The sequence below is a fragment of the Nocardiopsis sp. NPDC050513 genome, assembly GCF_044457925.1.
Lineage (GTDB): Bacteria > Actinomycetota > Actinomycetes > Streptosporangiales > Streptosporangiaceae > Nocardiopsis.
The window spans coordinates 15,316-33,212 of record NZ_JBITHK010000019.1 but is presented as its reverse complement, the minus strand read 5'-3'; the positions used below and the strand labels follow the sequence as shown (position 1 = coordinate 33,212).

At 72.6% G+C, this 17,897-nt stretch carries 19 protein-coding genes and 1 tRNA gene; 7 read left to right on the top strand and 13 right to left on the bottom strand.

Going from position 1 to position 17,897, the window contains the following annotated elements; translation table 11 throughout:
• Nucleotides 1-63 precede the first annotated feature (63 nt).
• Together ACIBFB_RS25345 and ACIBFB_RS25340 are read left to right on the top strand one after the other, a co-directional pair.
• Nucleotides 64-1,026, top strand: a complete 963-nt coding sequence (locus ACIBFB_RS25345; RefSeq protein ID WP_397234306.1) for an ATP-binding cassette domain-containing protein — start codon at nt 64-66, stop codon at nt 1,024-1,026.
• Complete coding sequence (locus tag ACIBFB_RS25340; protein ID WP_397234304.1) at nt 1,023-1,814, top strand: ABC transporter permease; 792 nt, start codon at nt 1,023-1,025, stop codon at nt 1,812-1,814. The genes ACIBFB_RS25345 and ACIBFB_RS25340 overlap by 4 nt, the downstream gene beginning before the upstream one ends.
• A 111-nt stretch (nt 1,815-1,925) precedes the next feature.
• Here the strand turns inward: ACIBFB_RS25340 and ACIBFB_RS25335 are convergent, their stop codons facing one another.
• The 3 genes from ACIBFB_RS25335 to ACIBFB_RS25325 all read right to left on the bottom strand — a co-directional run bounded on the left by ACIBFB_RS25335 (nt 1,926) and on the right by ACIBFB_RS25325 (nt 5,528).
• Nucleotides 1,926-2,858 (bottom strand): universal stress protein, encoded by a 933-nt coding sequence (locus tag ACIBFB_RS25335; RefSeq protein WP_397234302.1) that lies wholly within the window; start codon nt 2,856-2,858, stop codon nt 1,926-1,928.
• Nucleotides 2,859-2,919: 61 nt separating this feature from the next.
• The gene (locus ACIBFB_RS25330; protein WP_397234367.1) at nt 2,920-3,852 is read right to left on the bottom strand and encodes a universal stress protein; all 933 of its coding nucleotides are present in this window, start codon (nt 3,850-3,852) and stop codon (nt 2,920-2,922) included.
• 68 nt (nt 3,853-3,920) lie between these two features.
• Entirely contained in the window at nt 3,921-5,528 is a 1,608-nt protein-coding gene (locus tag ACIBFB_RS25325; protein WP_397234300.1) for an AAA family ATPase, read from the bottom strand.
• Nucleotides 5,529-5,708: 180 nt separating this feature from the next.
• On the opposite strand from ACIBFB_RS25325, the gene ACIBFB_RS25320 reads away from it, so the two are divergent.
• Both ACIBFB_RS25320 and ACIBFB_RS25315 read left to right on the top strand, forming a co-directional pair.
• Nucleotides 5,709-6,683 carry an NAD(P)H-quinone oxidoreductase gene (locus ACIBFB_RS25320; protein WP_397234298.1) on the top strand — a complete coding sequence of 325 codons (975 nt, stop codon included), beginning with the start codon at nt 5,709-5,711 and terminating at the stop codon, nt 6,681-6,683.
• Nucleotides 6,684-6,709: 26 nt separating this feature from the next.
• The gene (locus ACIBFB_RS25315; RefSeq protein ID WP_397234296.1) at nt 6,710-7,246 is read left to right on the top strand and encodes a bacterial proteasome activator family protein; all 537 of its coding nucleotides are present in this window, start codon (nt 6,710-6,712) and stop codon (nt 7,244-7,246) included.
• A gap of 67 nt (nt 7,247-7,313) precedes the next feature.
• Here ACIBFB_RS25315 and serS read toward each other — a convergent pair whose 3' ends face one another.
• The gene (gene serS, locus ACIBFB_RS25310) at nt 7,314-8,591 is read right to left on the bottom strand and encodes a serine--tRNA ligase (RefSeq protein ID WP_397234294.1); all 1,278 of its coding nucleotides are present in this window, start codon (nt 8,589-8,591) and stop codon (nt 7,314-7,316) included.
• A gap of 147 nt (nt 8,592-8,738) precedes the next feature.
• Between serS and ACIBFB_RS25305 the strand changes: the two genes are divergently transcribed.
• Nucleotides 8,739-8,939, top strand: coding sequence for a hypothetical protein (locus ACIBFB_RS25305; RefSeq protein WP_397234292.1), 201 nt, complete (start codon nt 8,739-8,741; stop codon nt 8,937-8,939).
• A gap of 6 nt (nt 8,940-8,945) precedes the next feature.
• Here ACIBFB_RS25305 and pheA read toward each other — a convergent pair whose 3' ends face one another.
• From pheA to ACIBFB_RS25270, 7 genes are all read right to left on the bottom strand, one after another.
• Nucleotides 8,946-9,893 (bottom strand): prephenate dehydratase, encoded by a 948-nt coding sequence (gene pheA / locus ACIBFB_RS25300; protein ID WP_397234290.1) that lies wholly within the window; start codon nt 9,891-9,893, stop codon nt 8,946-8,948.
• A gap of 34 nt (nt 9,894-9,927) precedes the next feature.
• Nucleotides 9,928-10,569: a DUF4446 family protein gene (locus tag ACIBFB_RS25295; RefSeq protein ID WP_397234288.1), complete on the bottom strand. Its 642-nt coding sequence runs from the start codon at nt 10,567-10,569 to the stop codon at nt 9,928-9,930.
• Between the two features lie 36 nt (nt 10,570-10,605).
• Entirely contained in the window at nt 10,606-11,436 is an 831-nt protein-coding gene (locus ACIBFB_RS25290; protein ID WP_397234286.1) for a glycosyltransferase family 2 protein, read from the bottom strand.
• Between the two features lie 2 nt (nt 11,437-11,438).
• Nucleotides 11,439-11,795, bottom strand: coding sequence for an STAS domain-containing protein (locus ACIBFB_RS25285; RefSeq protein WP_397234284.1), 357 nt, complete (start codon nt 11,793-11,795; stop codon nt 11,439-11,441).
• 112 nt (nt 11,796-11,907) lie between these two features.
• A complete protein-coding gene (locus tag ACIBFB_RS25280; protein ID WP_397234283.1) occupies nt 11,908-12,507 on the bottom strand; it encodes an ATP-binding protein in 600 nt (199 codons plus the stop codon).
• Between the two features lie 125 nt (nt 12,508-12,632).
• The gene (locus ACIBFB_RS25275; protein ID WP_397234281.1) at nt 12,633-14,591 is read right to left on the bottom strand and encodes a PAS domain S-box protein; all 1,959 of its coding nucleotides are present in this window, start codon (nt 14,589-14,591) and stop codon (nt 12,633-12,635) included.
• A 76-nt stretch (nt 14,592-14,667) separates the two neighbouring features.
• Nucleotides 14,668-15,000, bottom strand: a complete 333-nt coding sequence (locus ACIBFB_RS25270; protein WP_397234279.1) for a rhodanese-like domain-containing protein — start codon at nt 14,998-15,000, stop codon at nt 14,668-14,670.
• A 106-nt stretch (nt 15,001-15,106) separates the two neighbouring features.
• Between ACIBFB_RS25270 and ACIBFB_RS25265 the strand changes: the two genes are divergently transcribed.
• Complete coding sequence (locus ACIBFB_RS25265; protein WP_397234277.1) at nt 15,107-15,664, top strand: SSI family serine proteinase inhibitor; 558 nt, start codon at nt 15,107-15,109, stop codon at nt 15,662-15,664.
• Between the two features lie 157 nt (nt 15,665-15,821).
• On the opposite strand, the gene ACIBFB_RS25260 is transcribed toward ACIBFB_RS25265, so the two are convergent.
• Together ACIBFB_RS25260 and ACIBFB_RS25255 are read right to left on the bottom strand one after the other, a co-directional pair.
• The gene (locus tag ACIBFB_RS25260) at nt 15,822-16,436 is read right to left on the bottom strand and encodes a TenA family protein (protein ID WP_397234275.1); all 615 of its coding nucleotides are present in this window, start codon (nt 16,434-16,436) and stop codon (nt 15,822-15,824) included.
• A 101-nt stretch (nt 16,437-16,537) separates the two neighbouring features.
• Nucleotides 16,538-16,620: transfer RNA gene (locus tag ACIBFB_RS25255), tRNA-Leu, on the bottom strand.
• A 246-nt stretch (nt 16,621-16,866) separates the two neighbouring features.
• Here ACIBFB_RS25255 and ACIBFB_RS25250 point away from each other — a divergent pair.
• The gene (locus ACIBFB_RS25250; RefSeq protein ID WP_075925307.1) at nt 16,867-17,628 is read left to right on the top strand and encodes a DUF3662 and FHA domain-containing protein; all 762 of its coding nucleotides are present in this window, start codon (nt 16,867-16,869) and stop codon (nt 17,626-17,628) included.
• Nucleotides 17,629-17,897 lie beyond the last annotated feature (269 nt).

Sequence of the window (17,897 nt, the reverse complement as noted above, 5' to 3'; positions counted from 1 at the left end):
AGCGCGATGCGGACGTTCACCGCCCGCGGCCTCCGGCCCCCGACCTCGGAAAGAGCACCCACCATGTCCGACCTGGCCATCGCCGCGCACGGGCTGCGCAAGTCCTACGGCGACAAGGTCGTCCTCGACGGCGTCGACCTGACCGTCCCCGAGGGGACCGTCTTCTCCCTGCTCGGCCCGAACGGAGCCGGCAAGACCACCGCCGTCAAGATCCTCTCCACCCTCGTCTCCCCCGACCCGGGCACCGGCGACATCCGCGTCGGCGGCCACGACCTGGCCGCCGACCCCCAGTCGGTCCGCGCCGCGATCGGCGTCACCGGCCAGTTCTCCGCCGTCGACGGCCTGATCACCGGAGAGGAGAACATGCTCCTCATGGCGGACCTGCACCACCTGTCCCGGCGCGAGGGACGGCGCACCGCCGCCGAACTGCTGGAGCGGTTCGACCTGGTCGAGGCCGCGAGGAAGCCCGCCTCCACCTACTCCGGCGGCATGAGGCGACGCCTCGACATCGCCATGACCCTGGTCGGGGACCCGCGGATCATCTTCCTCGACGAGCCGACCACCGGCCTCGACCCGCGTTCGCGGCACAACATGTGGCAGATCATCCGCGGACTCGTCACGGGGGGCGTCACCGTCTTCCTCACCACCCAGTACCTGGAGGAGGCCGACGAGCTCGCCGACCGCATCGCCGTGCTCAACGACGGGAGGATCGCCGCCCAGGGCACCGCCGAGGAGCTCAAGCGGCTCATCCCCGGCGGACACGTCCGACTCCGCTTCACCGACCCGGGCGCGTACCAGGGCGCCGCCTCCGCGTTCGGCGATGTCACCCGGGACGACGAGGCGCTGGCACTGCACATCCCCAGCGACGGCAGCCAGCGCGCACTGCGCGCCATCCTCGACGCTCTGGACTCCGCCGGCGTCGAGGCGGACGAGCTGACCGTGCACACCCCCGACCTCGACGACGTGTTCTTCGCCCTGACCGCCAGTGCCGACACCCCGAACCAGCCCGAGGAGACCGTCCGATGAACCCCCTCTCCCTCGCCGTCCGCGACGCGTCCACGATGCTGCGCCGCAACCTCCTGCACGCCCGGCGCTACCCGTCCCTCACCCTGAACCTGCTGCTCACCCCGGTCATGCTGCTGTTGCTCTTCGTCTACCTCTTCGGTGACGTGATGAGCGCGGGCATCGGCGGCGGCGGCGCGGACCGCTCCGCGTACATCGCCTACCTCGTCCCGGGGATCCTGCTGATGACCATCGGCGGCACCCTGGTCGGGACGGCGGTGTCCGTCTCCAACGACATGACCGAGGGCATCATCGCCCGCTTCCGCACGATGGCGATCCACCGCGGTTCGGTGCTCGTCGGACACGTCGTCGGCAGCGTTCTGCAGGCGATCGTCAGCGTCGTCCTCGTCGGCGCCGTCGCGGTGGCCATCGGCTTCCGGTCCACGGACGCGACCGTGCTGGACTGGCTCGCGGCGTTCGGCCTCCTCGTGCTCTTCGCCACGGCGCTCACCTGGATCGCGGTCGGCATGGGCCTGGTCAGCCCGAACGCCGAGGCCGCCAGCAACAACGCGCTTCCGCTGATCCTGCTGCCGCTCTTCTCCAGCGCCTTCGTCCCGGTCGAGACCATGCCCGGCTGGTTCCGGCCGATCGCCGAGTACCAGCCGTTCACGCCCGCCATCGAGACCCTGCGGGGCCTGCTGCTCGGCGGCGAGATCGGCCACAACGGGTGGCTCGCGGTCGCCTGGTGCGTCGGGCTGGCGGTGCTCGGCTACGTCTGGTCGACCTCGAGGTTCAACCGCGACCCGAAGTAGGGGCCATGACGGCGCCGGCCGCCCCCCGTGACCCGTCCCGCCCCGGGGCGGCGCCCTCCGACGCGGTGTCGGAGGACGCCGCCCCGTCGGCGTCCTCGGCGACCCGCGACGCTACACGTACTCCTCCGCGTGCTTGGGCAGCACCACCACCGGAACCGGCGAGTGGTGCAGCACCCCCTGGCTCACCGAACCCAGCAGCAGACCGCGCACGCTCCCCCGGCCGCGCGATCCCACCACGATGGCGTCCGCCCCCTCGGCCGCCCTCACCAGCGCGTCCACCGCGGTGGACTGGGTGCGCACGACGCTCACCCGCACGTTCACGTCCTCGCGCTGCTCGTCGACGACGTCGGCCAACAGCTCCGCCACCAACTCCTCCGACTTGCGGTCCAACACGTCGTCCTGCGGCTGGTACCCCGCGGCGGTGAGGGAGACGGGATCGTAGGGGAAGGCCACCTCCCAGCTGTTGACCACGACCAGCTCGCCGTCGCTCTCCTGCGCCAGGTCGACCGCCAGCCGCAGTGCCCGGCGCGCGTTCGAGGACCCGTCGACCCCGACCACGATCCGGTCCAGGGCCGTGCTCGCGGGCTTGGCCCCGTCTCCCATCGGCACCACCACGACCGGGCACGGCGCGTGTCCCGACAACCGCACGCTGACCGAACCCGCGAACATCGACGCCACGGTTCCGAGGCCCCTCGTGCCGACCACGACCAGGTCCCCCGGACGGGCCTGCCGGATGAGCGCCAGCGGCGCCTCCTCCAGGGCCGTCAGGGTCCGCACCGCCACCGACGGAGCGAGCGCCCGAGCGTACTCCGCCGCGCGCTCCAACACCTTCCCGGCCTGCCCCGACATCTCCTCCGTCGGCGAGAAGCGGACCGGCCCGCCGTAGGCCGTCACGACCATGGGCATCCCCAACGCGTGGAGGACGGTCAGCGACGTCCCCCTGCGCCCGGCCTCGACCGCCGCCCACTCCAGCGCCGCACGCGCGTTGTCCGACCCGTCCACGCCCACCAGGACCTGCGGTGGGTGCCGCACCTTGTCTGCCATGGTTCCCCCCTCGACACCCATCATCGCCGAGCGGGCCGCCCCGACACGGGAGCGGCGCGGGTCAGGAGTCCTCGGAGTGCGGCGGCAGCACCGCGACCGGCACGGGCGAGTGGTGCAGCACCCCCTGGCTCACCGAACCCAGCAGCAGGCCGCGCACCCCGCCGCGGCCCCGGGAGCCCACCACGATCAGGTCCGCGTCCCGGCCCGCCTCCAGGAGGGCCTCCACCGGGTCGGCCTGCATCCGCACGGCGCTGATGTCCAGGTCCTCGGTCCGGTCGTCGATCACCTCCGCGAGCACGCCGGCCACGATCTCCTCCGACTGCCGGTCGAAGACCTCCTCGTGGGCCTCCCGCGCGTCCGCCTCCAGGGCGGCGGTGTCCGCGGGCAGCGGCACCTCCCAACTGTTGACGACCTGGACGGACGCGTCGGCGAGCAGTGCCTCCCGCAGACCGAACCGGAGCGCGCGGCGCGAGGAGTCGGACCCGTCCACGCCCACGACGATCCGCCCCCGGGGCTCCGCGGGCCCCTCGGGCGGAGTCGGTTCGTCCTCGTGCGCGGGCACGAACACCACCGGGCAGGGCGCCTCGGACGTCGCCCGCACGCTCACCGACCCGTGCAGGATCGCCCGCACGGCGCCCATCCCCTTGGAGCCCACCACGATCACGTCCTTGTGCCGCGCCTCGCCCATCAACGCGCTCGGCGCCTCCTCCGCGGCCAGGACGGTCACCACGTCCACCCCCGGATGCGTGCCGCGGACGAGGTCGGCGGCGTCCTGCAACAGGTTCCGCGCGTACCCGAGCGCCTCCTCGGCCGCCGCGCGGCGCTCCGGAGAGCCGTGCGTCACGACCACGGAGGGCTCGCCCATCCCGTGCACGATCCTCAGTTGCGCGCCGCGCCGTGCCGCCGCCTCCGCCGCCCACTCCAGGGCAGCGTGCGCCGCGGGTGTGCCGTCCACCCCGACGACGACGGCCGACGGGCGTTCCTCTGCGCTCATGATCATCCCCCCTCCTTCATTGTCGGGACCCTGGCCGGGAAATCCGGGACCACCGCGCGCCGGTCGCCTCACCCCCGCGAGGCGAAGCCCTCCCCGACGCCCGCCGCCAGGTTCAGGTAGGCGTCCCTGGTCGCCGGGGAGAGCTGTTCCAGATCCACCTCCGCCCCCTCCTCCAGGTGCCCGTCCCACGGCACCCGCACGACCGCGCGGCACCGTCCGGCGAAGTGCGCCTCGAGCCGGCCGAGGTCGACGCTGCTCCTGTTGTTGGACCGGACCATCGACAGCACGACGACGGCCCCGCGGACGAGGTTCACGTACCCGTGCGCCTCCAGCCAGTCGAGGGTGGCGCTCGCGCTCCGCGCCCCGTCCACGGACGCCGAGCTCACCAGCACCACCTGATCGGCCAGACCCAGCACCCCGCGCATCGCGGAGTGGAGCAGGCCCGTGCCGCAGTCGGTGATGCAGATGGAGTAGAAGTGCTCGACGATCCGGGCCACCTCCCGGTAGTCCGCCTCGCTGAACGCCTCCGACACCGCCGGGTCCCGGTCCGAGGCCAGGATCTCCAACCGGCTGGGCGCCTGGGAGGTGAACCCGCGGATGTCCGCGTAGCGCGACACCAGGTGGCGTTCGTTGAGCAGGTCCCGAATCGTGGCCGCGGTCTCCAGCCGCACCTTGTCCGAGAGCGTGCCCCGGTCGGGGTTGGCGTCCACGGCCAGCACCCGGTCCCCGCGCAGGGAGGCCAGGGTGGCCCCGAGGGCGACCGAGGTGGTGGTCTTGCCGACCCCGCCCTTGAGGCTGAGGACCGCCACGCGGTGGTGCCCCGACGCGACCGGTGTGCACGCGCGGGCGACGAGTTCGCGCTGGCGCAGCACGCGGGGCGACTCCCCGGGGTTGACCAGGCCCAGGGTGGCGCTGTGCACGGCCCTGCGCCAGCCCCCCGCCGGACCCTGGCGACGGTTGCGGACCAGCGTGGCGGCGCTGAGCGAGTCGGCCGTCTCACCGCTCTCGCCCGCGGGCCGGGCTCCGGTGTCCGGGGCGGGCTGCCGGACGGGCGGGGTGACGGCCGCCCGCGGGCCGGTGAGGGAGGGCGGCGGCTCGGGGCCGGTCGGGCGCCAGGGCGTGATGACCCCGTCCGGGTCCGCACCCTCCACCGGCGCCGCAGGAGCGTCGGGTGTCCCAGGGGCTCCGGGCATCGTCGGCGGTTCCGGGATCACCGGCGGTGGCGCGTCGGCGCGTTCGGCCTCCAGCGGCGGCAGCTGCTCGGGTTCGGGCACGTCGGGATCGGGCCGGAGCAGTCGCGGCGCCAGGGGATCGGGCGCGGCCTGGTCCGCGCGTCCGGGGCGGATCGGACGCCGCGGGCGCTCACGCGGCGCGGGGAGTTCCGCCTCGGCGCGCCCGTCGGGGTCCGCCGGCTCCGCCTCCGGCTCCGCGGCCTCGGAGACGCGGTCCTCGGAGACGCGGTCCTCGGGGGCCGGGACCACGGCCGCCACGGGACCCGGCCCCTCCCCGGGCGCCGGAGTGTCCTCGTGCGCCGGGGCGTCCTCGGGCAGCCGGGCGTAGGGCGGCGGCGGTGGCGCCGCCCCCTCGAACTCCCCGAACCACTGCTCCCGGGGGGTGGGGGCGGCCGGGCCGGGAGCGGTCTCCCTGTCCGAGCCGTTCTGTTCCTGGTGCGGCACCAGAGTTCTCCTCAAGGGGCGTCAAGGGGTGTGCTGAGGCGGAGGGGCCCGCTGGACGTGACCGGGACCACCCCCGGTCCCACTCATACCCCCACTCGCCGAGCAAAGCATCCCGGTCGCGGACGTGAACGCACGGATCCCCGCACCTGTGGGCGCCCGGGACTGGGTACTGTCAGCCTCATGTACGCGATGCGCATCACCGAGCCCGGTGGCCCCGAGGTCCTGTCGTGGTCCGAGGTTCCCGACCCGGTCGCGGGACCGGGCGAGGTCCTCGTCGACGTGTCCGCCAGCGCGGTCAACCGGGCCGACGTCGCCCAACGCCAGGGCGTCTACCCGCCGCCGCCCGGCGCCTCCGAGTACCCGGGCCTGGAGTGCTCGGGCACGGTGGCCGCGCTCGGCCCCGGAACCGAGGACTCCGGGTGGTCCGTGGGCGACCCGGTGTGCGCCCTGCTCTCCGGCGGCGGCTACGCCGAACGCGTCGCCGTCCCGGTCGGCCAGCTGCTCCCCGTGCCGAAGGGGGTCGGCCTGGCCGAGGCGGCCGCCCTGCCCGAGGTCGCCGGCACCGTGTGGTCCAACCTGGTGATGGTGGGCGCCCTCAAGGCGGGGGAGACGCTCCTCGTGCACGGCGGCGGAAGCGGGATCGGCACCTTCGCGATCCAGTTCGCCCGCGCCCTGGGCGCCCGGGTGGCCGTCACCGCGGGCAGCGAGGAGAAACTGCGCACCTGCCGCGTGCTGGGCGCCGAGATCACCGTCGACTACCGCTCCGAGGACTTCGCCGAACGCGTGCGCGCCGAGGGCGGCGCCGACGTGGTCCTCGACATCATGGGCGGCTCCTACCTGGACGCCAACCTGCGGTCGCTCAGGACCGACGGACGCCTGATCGTCATCGGTCTCATGGGCGGCCGCGCCGCGGAACTCGACCTCGGGCGCATGCTCGCCAAGCGCCTCTCGGTGCACGCGACCGCGCTCCGCTCCCGGCCCGTCGAGGCGAAGTCGGCCATCGTCACGGGAGTACGGGACGAGGTCTGGCCGTTGGTAGAGAAGGGCGCCATCCGCCCCGTCATCGACCGCGCCATGCCGATGCGGAACGCGGCGGAGGCGCATCGCGTCATGGAATCGAGTGCGCACACGGGCAAGATCCTGCTCACCCTGTGACAGCCGACGACATCCCAAGGGGACTGATGACCAGCGCAGACAACCACAACGAGCAACCCCACATCCTGGTGGTGGGCGCCGACCCGCACGGTGAGGGCGACGACGGCCACGAGGAGCCCCGCACCCTCACCGACATGGTCGAACAGCCCGCCAAGGTGATGCGGATCGGCAGCATGATCCGCCAGCTCCTGGACGAGGTGAAGGCCGCTCCCCTCGACGAGGCCAGCAGGGCCCGGCTCAAGGAGATCCACACCTCCTCCATCAAGGAGCTGGAGGACGGCCTGGCCCCCGAGCTCATCGACGAGCTGGAGCGCCTGACCCTGCCGTTCGCCGACGGCGCCGCCCCCAGCGACGCGGAGCTGCGGATCGCCCAGGCCCAGCTGGTGGGCTGGTTGGAGGGCCTGTTCCACGGGATCCAGACGACCCTCTTCGCCCAGCAGATGGCGGCCCGGGCCCAGCTGGAGAACATGCGCAAGGCGCTGCCGCCGGGCGTCTCCGGCCTCCAGGGCGCGGCCGGGCCGGGCGAGGACGGCGGAATGTCCGCGGGCGGCCCCTACCTGTAGCCCGCCCACGCACGAACGGAGCCCGAACGGACGTCGTTCGGGCTCCGTGCTGTGTGCCGTCGCGGTCCTACCGCTTCCTCGGGGCGGTCACCGGCTCCAGGACGTCGCGGCCCAGGTAGGGGCGGAGCGCCTCGGGAACGACGACCGAGCCGTCCTCGCGCTGGTGGTTCTCCAGGATCGCGACGATCCACCGCGTGGTCGCCAGCGTGCCGTTGAGCGTGGCGGCGAACCGCGGCTTGCCCCCGCCGTCGCGGAAGCGCACGTTCAGCCGCCGGGACTGGAAGTCCGTGCAGTTCGAGGTCGAGGTGAGCTCGCGGTAGGTCTCCTGGGTCGGGATCCACGCCTCGCAGTCGTACTTGCGCGCCGCGCTCGTGCCGAGGTCGCCCCCGGCGATGTCCACCACGCGGTAGGGCAGGTCGAGCTTGTCCAGCATCTCCCGCTCCCAGGCCAGCAGCCGCAGGTGCTCCTCGTCGGCCTGGTCCGGGTGCGTGTAGACGAACATCTCCACCTTGTTGAACTGGTGGACCCGGATGATGCCGCGGGTGTCCTTGCCGTAGGAGCCAGCCTCCCGGCGGAAGCACGGCGACCACCCGATGTAGCGGTTCGGCAGGGCGTCGGCGGGCAGGATCTCCCCGGCGTGGTACCCGGCCAGCGGAACCTCGGAGGTGCCGACCAGGTACAGGTCGTCGTTGTCCAGGTGGTAGACCTCGTCGGAGTGCTCGCCGAGGAAGCCGGTGCCCTCCATCGTCTCGGGCTTGACCAGGACCGGCGGGATCATCGGGGTGAAGCCCGCCTGGACCGCCTGGTTCATCGCCATGTTGAGCAGCGCCAGCTCCAGCTGCGCGCCCACGCCGGTGAGGAAGTAGAACCGCGCCCCGGAGACCTTGGCGCCGCGCTCCATGTCGATGGCGCCGAGCATCTCGCCCAGCTCCAAGTGGTCGCGCGGGGTGAAGTCGAAGCTCCGCGGCTCGCCCACGGTCTCCAGCACCCGGAAGTCGTCCACGCCGCCCTCGGGGGCGTCCGGCTGGACGATGTTGGGAACACGCGCGAGCACGGCGTCCAGCTCGTCGGCGAGCCGACCCGCCTCCGCCTCGGCCTCCTTGACCTCGGCGGCCAGCGACTTGGCCCGCCGCAGGAGCTCCTCGCGCTCCTCGGGGGAGGCCTTGGAGACGGACTTGCCCACGCTCTTCTGCTCGGCCCGCAGGGACTCGAACCGGGTGAGCGCCGATCGGCGACTGGCGTCCAGTTCGAGCAGCCGGTCGGCGACGGAGGCGTCCTCCCCGCGGGCCCGCTGCGAGGCACGGAGTCGTTCGGGGTCTTCTCGAAGAGCGCGAAGGTCGATCACGTCTTGCAGGTTACCGCCCGACCCACCCGGCACCGACACCTTTTCCCGTGGTCGCGTCATAACCGGGAGCGAGCGGCGTCCCCCACCATGACAGGTCCGACGCGCGCTTGCGCGGCCGTCGGCGCACCGGCACGGGGGAGGCACTGCGTGAAGCCACTGAGCGAGATGACGACGGAGGAGCTCGGCGAGGCCCTGACGGCCCTGGACGCGTCCCGGCCCGAGGACACCGCGCTGCGGTTGGCCCTCCACCTGGAGCTGCGCCGCGCCGCGGCGGAGGAGTGGCCGCTCGACGACGCCCCCGCCGGTCGCCTCGAACCCTCCGGGGAATCCGGGTCGGAGGACGGCTAGGGCGTGTCAGTCCACGTACCCCGCGCGGACGCGGGCCAGCCACCGCTCCGCCTCGACGAAGTCCGCGTCCGTGGTGGGCCGCGGCCGCAGCGGCGGGTCGATCTCCGTGGCGCGCCCGCTGCGCGGATAGCTGCCGAGGAAGCGCACGTCGCGGCAGACCCGGCGGATGCCCATGAGCGCCTCGCCCACCCGCGCCTCGGCCACGTGGCCCTCGGCGTCGATGCAGAAGCAGTAGTCGCCCAGCCCGTCGCCGGTCGGACGGGACTCCAGCCGGGTCAGGTTGACCCCCCGTACGGCGAACTGGTTGAGCAGCTCGATCAGAGCGCCGGGGTGGTCGTCGTCGATGAACGCGACCAGCGAGGTCAGGTCGGCCCCCGTGGGCTCGGGCAGCGTACCGGGCCGCGACAGGTAGATGAACCGGGTGGCGGCGTCGGAGCGGTCGCCGACCCCGGTGGCCAGCGCGTTCAGACCGTAGCGCTCCCCGGCGATCACCGCGCAGATCGCGGCGTCGTAGGGCGTGCCGGGCTCGGCCACCGACCGCGCGGCGGCGGCCGTGGAGGACACGGTGTGCGTGTCGGCGTCGGGCAGGTGCCGCGACAGCCATCCCCGGCACTGGGCCAGGGCGTGCGGGTGGGTCGCCACCCGCTTGACGTCCTCCAGCGCCGTCGCGGGCCGCGCGAACAGCGCGAACTCCACCGGAACGGCGGTCTCTCCGGTGATGACCAGCGGGTCGCCGTTGATCAGCTCGGCGATGGTCGCGGTGACGCTGCCCTCGACCGAGTTCTCCAACGGCACCACGCCGCCGTCGACCGCGCCCGACCGGACCGCGTCGAAGACGGCGGCGACCCCCTCGCAGGGGACGCGGGCGCCGTCGGGCGCGCCGGGACGCAGGTCGCGCAGCGCGGCTTCGGTGAACGTGCCCTCGGGGCCGAGGTAGGCGTAACGGTTGGGCATGATGTTCAGGCTATACGGCCGGGGTCACGTGCGCTCATGCCCCGCCGCCCGGCACACCCGCCGGGTCGGACACGGCCTCGTTCCCGGGCCGCTCCGCACGCTCGTCCCGCGCGTCGTCCACCCTGATCACGGTCACCGGGAACTCCTCGGCGCCGGCGCCCGCGGCCTCCTCGCCGTGCGCGTCCGCCCGGCGCTCCCCGGTGTCCGGGGCGTCGGCGGCGGCCTCCTCGGGCTCCTGGGCGCCGCCCGCCGCGTCGTCGTCCGGGACGACGGCGGACGCGCCGACGCCGTTGCCCAGGCGGGCCGAGCGGATCACCCGGTACTCCTCCGGACTGAGCAGCGAGTCGGCCTCGCCCCGGGTGACCTCCTTGGCGTAGGTCCGGGACTCGGTCCGCCCGTTGATCGAGGTGAGCACCACGCCGTCGCCGTCGCTGTTGAGCATCGCGAGTGAGAACGAGCGCGCGCCCGACATCTCCTCCAGGGCGTCGTAGTGGAGGACCGCGACGTCGCGGACGGCGCGCGGATCGATGCCGGACGCGCTGAGCGAGACCGCCCGGTCGGCCAACGCGCGGGCGTCGCCGCTGATCTCGCGCGTCCGGACCAGCGCGTACCCGCCGAGGACGAGCCCGCCCACACCCGCGAACATGCCTATCGAAGTCAGGATCGAAGTGAACACAGCGCGAGCGTAGCGCTACACAACGCACGGATGGGGCTACTCGCGGCGATTCGCACGAGTAATTTGCCCGACTTTTCGCGAAAGATCGCCCTTCGTGGAACGTGCCCGTACCCGGGCCCGATCCCACTGGCGCCGCACGGTCGGCCGGAACTCGCGCACGGCGAGCGCCCTGGCGACGTCCGCGAACTGACGCGCGCGGTGCGCCTGCGCCCGCAGGTCGGTGCCGGTGGCCCGGTGCTCCAGGGGCACCTCCACCTCGACCACGCGCAGCCCCGCCCGCAGCACGTCGATGGTCAGCCCGGTCTCCACACCGAAGCCGGGCGCCAGCGGCCTGGCGGCCTCGAACGCCGCCCGCGTCAGGCACCGCTGGCCGTTGAGCGGCTGCTCGGGCTCCCACCCGGTGGCCCTGCGCACGCCCCCGCGTGCGAGCCGCACCACGAAACCGTGGCCGCCCAGGCGCATCCGGGTGGCGGGGAACAGGGCGATCGTCATGTCGGCCCGGCCCTCCAGGACCGGGGTGACCAGTGGTTCCGCCCGCTCGGCCGTCGCCCCGAGGTCGGCGTCGAGGAACAGGAGGTGGCGTGGAGGGCGGTCGGCCTCGGCGGCCTCGATCGCCAGAACCCCCTCGGCTCCGGTCTCCATGGCCGCGCCCTTGCCCCGGTTGCGTCCGTGCGCGAACACGCGGGCGCCCGCCTCGCGCGCGACGACGGCGGTGCGGTCGGTCGACCCGTCGTCCACCACGACGACCAGGTCCACCCCCGGCAGCGCTCCCGCCGCGCGGACGGTCGCGCCGATCCTGTCCGCCTCGTCCTTGGCGGCGATCACCACGGCGATCCCCGCGGGGTCGCCGGTCTGCCCCTGGCCCACGGCTACTTGACGGTGCCGGTCCCCGCCGCCACCGGCAGCGCGTCGAGCCCGGAGTGGATGGTGAAGACCTCGTGCAGCCCCGTGACCTCCAGGACCTTCATGACCGCCGCCTTGGGCGCCACGAGTTCCAGGTCTCCCCCCTTGTCGCGGGAGCGCTTCATCGCGGACAGCAGCACGCTGATACCGGTCGAGTCGCAGAACTCCGTCCGCGACATGTCGATGACCAACCGCCGTGCCCCGTCCTCCAGGGCCTCCAGGAGGCCGCTGCGCAACTGGGGTGCCGTGTACAGGTCGATCTCACCGCCCACGGTGACCACCGCGACGTCATCCTGAGACCGGCTCGATATCTTCAACTCCACAGTCGTGACTGTAGCGTCCCGACCAGCCCCGGGCCACCTCGTTGACGGTGTTTCGCGACATCGGTCACGTTCCTCCGCGTCGCCGCGCGCCGGTCCGCCGCGCGCGACCGCCTCAGAGCAGAGCGCCCCAGGCCGGAGCGCTCTCCCGCACGCGCGTGCGCACCTCGCCGACGTCGTGCCGTGGGCGGTCCGCACCGGCCTCGGCACCGTGGCGGCCGACCGCCACCAGACGCTTGGACGCGAGGTCCTCGGCCCCGATCTCCAGGACCGCCCAGACCGTGGTGGTGGTCGCGTCCATCTCGGTGCCCCACTGCCCGGCCAGGGTCTGCACGATGCCCAGCCCCCGACCGCCCAGACCGGACACGGAGGGCCGCGCCACCCGGGGCATGGTGCTGGAACCGCCGTCGCGGACCGCGATCTCGACCCAGCCTCCGGCGGGGGACAGGTGGTCGACGCGCACCCGCCAGGACACCCCGACCGTGTCCTCGGGGTCCGGCAGCGGGGAGGCGTGCCGGAGGGCGTTGCTCACGAGTTCGCTGAGGACGAGCGAGGCGTCGTCGACGCGGTCGTCACCGATCTCCATCGCGCGCAGGTCGCTGCACAGCCGCTGGCGCGCGCCGGTCACGCTCATGGGGGCGTAGGGAAGCGTGACGCTCCGCTCGACCCGGAACGGGAACGACCCGCCGTCGAGTGGTGTGTTGTCTCCTGACACAGCTTTCGTCCCTGCGCGTCGGTACTTCGTCGAGCGGTTCGGAACCCGCCCGAAGTGTGCCAGCGAATTCCACCAGGGGTGGAAATGCCCCGATCACCTCGGGTGGAAACCCACCCCGAGGTGAATCACAGGCGACGACTCGCGCCTCGGGGCGCGGATCGCTGACGTGGTAGGCGTTCTGGACTTTGGGAGATTTTTGCGGTCTCTTGTGGCTCAGGGTGTTGATGTGGACGCCCACTCTCGTGCACGGCCACGGTGAACCGCATGCGCGTGCCCCGCTCCCGCCGCTGCGCGGTGACGTCCCCGCCCTGCGCCCTCGCCAGCTGGCGGACGATGTACAGCCCCAGGCCGAGCCCGCCGATCCGTCTGCGGTCACTGCGCGCGCCCGACCGCACGAAGCGGCCGAAGACCCGTTCCTCGTCCCCCGGGACCAGCCCCAGCCCCTCGTCGTCCACGACGACCACCGCCTCGCCGCCCTCCACCCGGGCGCTGACGTGGATCGTGCCGCCCTCCGGGGAGAACTTGATCGCGTTGTCCAGGAGCTGGTCCATGATCATGCCCGTGGCCAGCGGATCCCCGACGGCCGTCGGGAGGTCGTCGTCGGCCGCCAGGACCACGTCGTGCTGCTCCGACAGGGGACGGAAGGCCCGCACCGACCGCCGCAGGAGTTCCCCCAGGTCGAAGGGGACCCGGTCGACGTTGAGCTCGCCCCGCGACACGTCCGACCCGAGACGGAGCCGCTCCACGAGCGTGGCCAGGGTCGCCGACCGGTCCGCGATCGTGCCGACGGCCTCGCGCTGGGACCGCGGGCTCAGCCGCGACCACTTGCGCACCAGCGTGGTGGCGAAGCCGTGGATGACCGTGATCGGCGTGCGCAGCTCGTGTCCGGTCGTGGCCAGGAAGAACTCCTGTTCCTCCTCCATCGCCCGCTGCGCCGTGATGTCGCGGAAGTCCACCACCCACTCGTGGGTGCGCGGGATGCGCGCCATGAGGATCTCCAGCCAGCGGCCGTCCTTGAGCTTGTGCTTGATCGGCTCACCGTGCGCCGCGGGCAGGGGGAAGGGCGGATGCCGTCCCTCCACGCGCTCCGCCGGGTAACCGGTGAGCTCCACCGCCGACCGGTTCCACTTGCGCACCCGTCCGCCGAAGTCCAGGACCGCGATCCCGTCCGCGCTGGAGTCCGCGACGACCTGCTCGTGCACGCGCTGGAGGTTGAGCTCCTCGTAGGCCATCGCGTTGCCGATGGCCACGCCCGCGTGCGCGGCGAGCAGCTCCAACAGCTCCAGCTCCACATGCCCCACCTTGCGCTCGCTGTAGAGCGCGTACAGCGCGCCGTAGGGGCGGCCGTGCACGTTGGACACGCACAGGGCGATGGTGTGCAGCCCCGGCAGATCGGCCCAGACCAGGTCCTGCAGACCGCGCGTGTCCTCGTTGGCCAGCAGGACCGACTTGCCGCTCCGGAGCAGCTCGCCGAACAGGCTCGTCTCCAGCGGCGCGCTGAAGCCCTGGAGGCGGTCGGACAGGTCGGTGAGGCTGACCAGCTCCACGCGGTCCTCGTTGAGCAGGACGAACCCGCCCGCGTCGGCGCCGGTCAGCTCGGTGATGCTGCGGGAGATCCGGTCCAGCACCGACTTGAGGCTGAGGTCGGCGTTGATGTCGACCACCACGTCGGTGAGCCTGCGCACGAGGCGGGCCCGTTCCATGGCCGCCGCCTGCACCTGCGCCTCGTTCTCGCACGGCTGGAAGGTCAGCACCCACCCGTCGGCGCCGCCGTCGGGGCCGAGCACGCAGCCGGCGCTCGCCCGCACGTCGATGACCGTGCCGTCCCTGCGCACGCGACGCGTGACGATGGACAGGGGCGTGCCCGAACGTACCTGTTCGAGCACCGCGCCGAACTCCGAGCCCAGCTCCGCGGGGACGAAGGGCGGTTCGCGGCCGACGACCTCCCGCGCCGCCCAGCCGAACATGCGCTCCGCCGCCGGATTCCACACGGTGACGCGGTGCTCACCGTCGATACCGACCACCGCGTCCGCTGACGCGGCCAGCACGGTTTCGGCGCTGAGGGGCGCGCGATCGGAACTCACCACGTCATAGTGCCACCCGGGAGCGCCCCAGTGGCAGGGCTTCGCGCAATCCGACGAAATTCGGCGGCGGACCGCCTCAGATCACCGTGGGCTCCGCTCCGGACTCGGCCGCCATGTCCCGGCCGGCGTGCTCCCAGGCCCTCATGCCGCCAGCCACGTTGACCGTGTCCCAGCCCGCCTGGTTGAGGGCCGCGACCGCCTGGGCGGAGCGACCGCCCACCCGGCAGACGACGTAGACCCTCCGGTCCTGGGGGATCTCCCCCGCGCGCTCGCCGAGCCGCCCGAGCGGGATGTGCACCGCGCCGGGGACGTGGCCCGAGCGCCATTCGTCGTCCTCCCGGACGTCCAGCAGGTAGGCGTCCTCGGGCACCTCCGCGACGACCGCCTCCGGAACCTCTCGTCCGAACATGACCATGACCCCCTGTGTGCGTGCGGTGGGAAGGAAGAGAATGAGAGACGAGGAGGAAATCGTGTCCACCCCGGAACCGCGCGTACACGTGGCGCGTCCAAGGCATATGGCTCAGTACCCCTCGGTGACGGCCCTGCCGACCCGCCTCGCCGCACTCGCAGCCCTCGGCCTGCTTCTTATCACGGCCTGCGGCAACGAGCCCGACGAGACGAGCACGGTCGCACCCGACGCCTCCAGTCCCTCCGAACCCTCCACGCCCGGCGACGCCTCCCCCGAGGAGTCCCCCGACGGCCAGACCGGGTCCTCCGACCAGGAGTCCGGCGAGGAGGCCGCGGTCTCCCTCGTGATCGAACGCACACTCGGCGAGGATCAGTCCCTGTCCCCCGAACCCGGCTACGAGGAGGGCACGTGGACGCTCACGTGCTCGCCCGTGGGCGGTGACCACCCAGACCCCGAGTCGGCGTGCGCCGAGATCGAGGAGGTCGGCACCGAGCCGTTCCTCCTCGACACCACCGACATGATGTGCACGATGCAGATGGGCGGCCCCGAGGTCGTCGACGTGACCGGGCACATCGACGGAACCGAGATCGACACCGAGTTCAACAAGGTCGGCGGCTGCGAGATCGACCGCTTCGAGACCGTCAGCACCGTGATCACCCCGTAGCCCTCCTCGCCCCGGCCCGCGCCCCGCGCCGGGCGGGACGGGGGAGGGGACCGGTCGCGGGCGCGCCGGTCCCCTCCCCCGTCTCCCGGGCCGTCCGGATCCGTCCGCGGTCCTCCCCGGTCGGGCGGGCCTTCCCGCGTCGGGCGGCCGTGGCCGCTCAGGACGAGTACGGGGTGTCCCAGAAGGCCACCTCGTGCCGCATCCCCTCAAGGAAGAGGCGCTCGGCGCGTTCGGGGTCGGGCTCGGCCTCCTCCAGTCTGCGGCCGTAGTGCTCTGTCAGCCGTGTGAACCCGGGGTCGGCGTAGGTGTCGACCCAGCGCGCGTACCTCGGGTCCTTCGGGCGGGACGTCGCCAGGGCCAGGCCGAGCCGGTTGTAGCCCCACATGCACGGGTACACCGCGGCGAGCCCGTCCCGGTAGTCGGCGGCGGCCTCCAGCAGCCACGCGGTGTAGGCCGCGCAGGCGGGCCCCTTCTCCTTCGTGGCCAGGTCGGCGCCGAACTCGCCCGACAGCGAGCGGTGCAGTTCCAGTTCCTCGTTCAGCGTGCTGTGCGCGATCCCCACCAGGTCGGCGAGGTGGTCGTCCGGAGCCTGCCACGCCAGGCGCGAGAAGGCCCGCGCGTAGTCCAACAGGTACAGGTGGTCCTGTTCCAGCCAGTAGCGGAACGCGCGCTCGTCGAGGTCGCCGCGGGCGATCCCGGCGACCGTGGGGTGGGCCAGCTGCTCGTCGACCAGCGGGCGCCCGATCTCGTGGAGTCGTTCGATGATGCTCACGACCGCAGTGTGCCAGCCGACCCCGCCGCCGTCCCGAGGCAGGTCCCGAGCACAAAAGAGACCCGGTGGAGACCGCAGAGCGATCCCCACCGGGTATGTTGTGGGCGAGGAGGGATTTGAACCCTCACGTCCTTTCGGACACACGGACCTGAACCGTGCGCGTCTACCGTTCCGCCACCCGCCCGGGTGACCTTCGTCCAGTTTTATGGCCAGGTGGTTTCGGTCTTTTTGGACCGTTCCGCCTGGCGACATGGATAAGGCTAGCACGGTCTGAACGCGACGCGCACACGCTTTACGGCCCGCCCGTGACCGGGACCGCGCGGGGGCTCCCGGCAGCGCACGGGGGGTGCACCTGAATCCGGAGGCACCCCAGCCCGGTTACGATCGTCTACACATACGGAGTGGAGTACAAGGGAGGTACCTCGTGGGAGTGCTCCAACGCTTCGAACGCAGGCTTGAGGGCATGATCGAAGGCACCTTCGCGATGGCCTTCAAGTCCGAGCTCCAACCTGTCGAGGTGGCGAGCGCCGTTCAGCGGGAGATGGACGAACGAGCCGCGATCGTCGCGCAGGGACGCACGCTCGTCCCGAACGACTTCATCGTCGAACTCGCGGCCAGCGACAAGGAGCGGCTGGAGGTCTACGCCGACAGCCTCGGCCAGGAGCTGGCCAAACTCGCCCGCGACTACGCGACGGAGCAGGGCTACTCCTTCGTCGGCCCGGTCCGCGTCCATTTCCGGCCGGAGGAGGGCCTCAAGACCGGACGCTTCCGCATCCGGTCCGGTGTCGTCCGCGGCACCATGGTCGGCAAGGACGGAGAGGTCCGTCAGCCGGTCGGCGACCCGGGCGGTGTGCACGGCGAGCGCCAGGCCGGACGTCCGCGCCTGCTCATCTCCCCCGGCGGAGCGGCGACCGAGGGCACCATCGCCAGCCACGGCCAGCAGCAGTCCTTCGAGCTCACCACCCCCGTGACGCTCCTGGGCCGCGGCACCGACTGCGACCTGCGGCTCGTGGACAACGGCGTGTCCCGGCACCACGTGGAGATCAGGCTGGACGGGGACGAGGCGATCCTCGTCGACAAGGGCTCCACCAACGGGACGTTCGTCAACGGCCAGCAGGTCAGGCAGGCCCGCCTGGTGGACGGCAGCCGGATCAGCCTCGGACGCACCACCATGACGTTCCGGCGCGACTGACCGTCCGGTACCGGGTGTTCGACCGATCAGACGCGGCGGGACCGCAACCAACGCCGTTCCACCGACGTCTGACTGGTCGAAATCCGGTGGCGGCCGATTGTGGTACCGCTGTCGGATATGTGTCCGGGACGGTAGTCTCCGCGAAGACCTGACCGTTCGGGCAGACTGGCCTCGGCTCCGAAGCCGTGGACCAGCGACCACGACAACTCACCGACCCGAAGGTGGGGCAGACTCGGTGGCGGCGCCGACGACCGTCACCCCGGCCGGAG

Bases quoted from the DNA above. Each gene is read 5' to 3' on its own strand.
- ACIBFB_RS25345 (WP_397234306.1), top strand. From the start codon at position 64: ATGTCCGACCTGGCCATCGCCGCGCACGGGCTGCGCAAGTCCTACGGC.
- ACIBFB_RS25340 (WP_397234304.1), top strand. From the start codon at position 1,023: ATGAACCCCCTCTCCCTCGCCGTCCGCGACGCGTCCACGATGCTGCGC.
- ACIBFB_RS25320 (WP_397234298.1), top strand. From the start codon at position 5,709: ATGTACGCGATGCGCATCACCGAGCCCGGTGGCCCCGAGGTCCTGTCG.
- ACIBFB_RS25330 (WP_397234367.1), bottom strand. From the start codon at position 3,852: ATGAGCGCAGAGGAACGCCCGTCGGCCGTCGTCGTCGGGGTGGACGGC.
- ACIBFB_RS25265 (WP_397234277.1), top strand. From the start codon at position 15,107: ATGGCTCAGTACCCCTCGGTGACGGCCCTGCCGACCCGCCTCGCCGCA.
- pheA (WP_397234290.1), bottom strand. From the start codon at position 9,893: ATGCCCAACCGTTACGCCTACCTCGGCCCCGAGGGCACGTTCACCGAA.
- ACIBFB_RS25270 (WP_397234279.1), bottom strand. From the start codon at position 15,000: ATGTTCGGACGAGAGGTTCCGGAGGCGGTCGTCGCGGAGGTGCCCGAG.
- ACIBFB_RS25335 (WP_397234302.1), bottom strand. From the start codon at position 2,858: ATGGCAGACAAGGTGCGGCACCCACCGCAGGTCCTGGTGGGCGTGGAC.
- ACIBFB_RS25315 (WP_397234296.1), top strand. From the start codon at position 6,710: ATGACCAGCGCAGACAACCACAACGAGCAACCCCACATCCTGGTGGTG.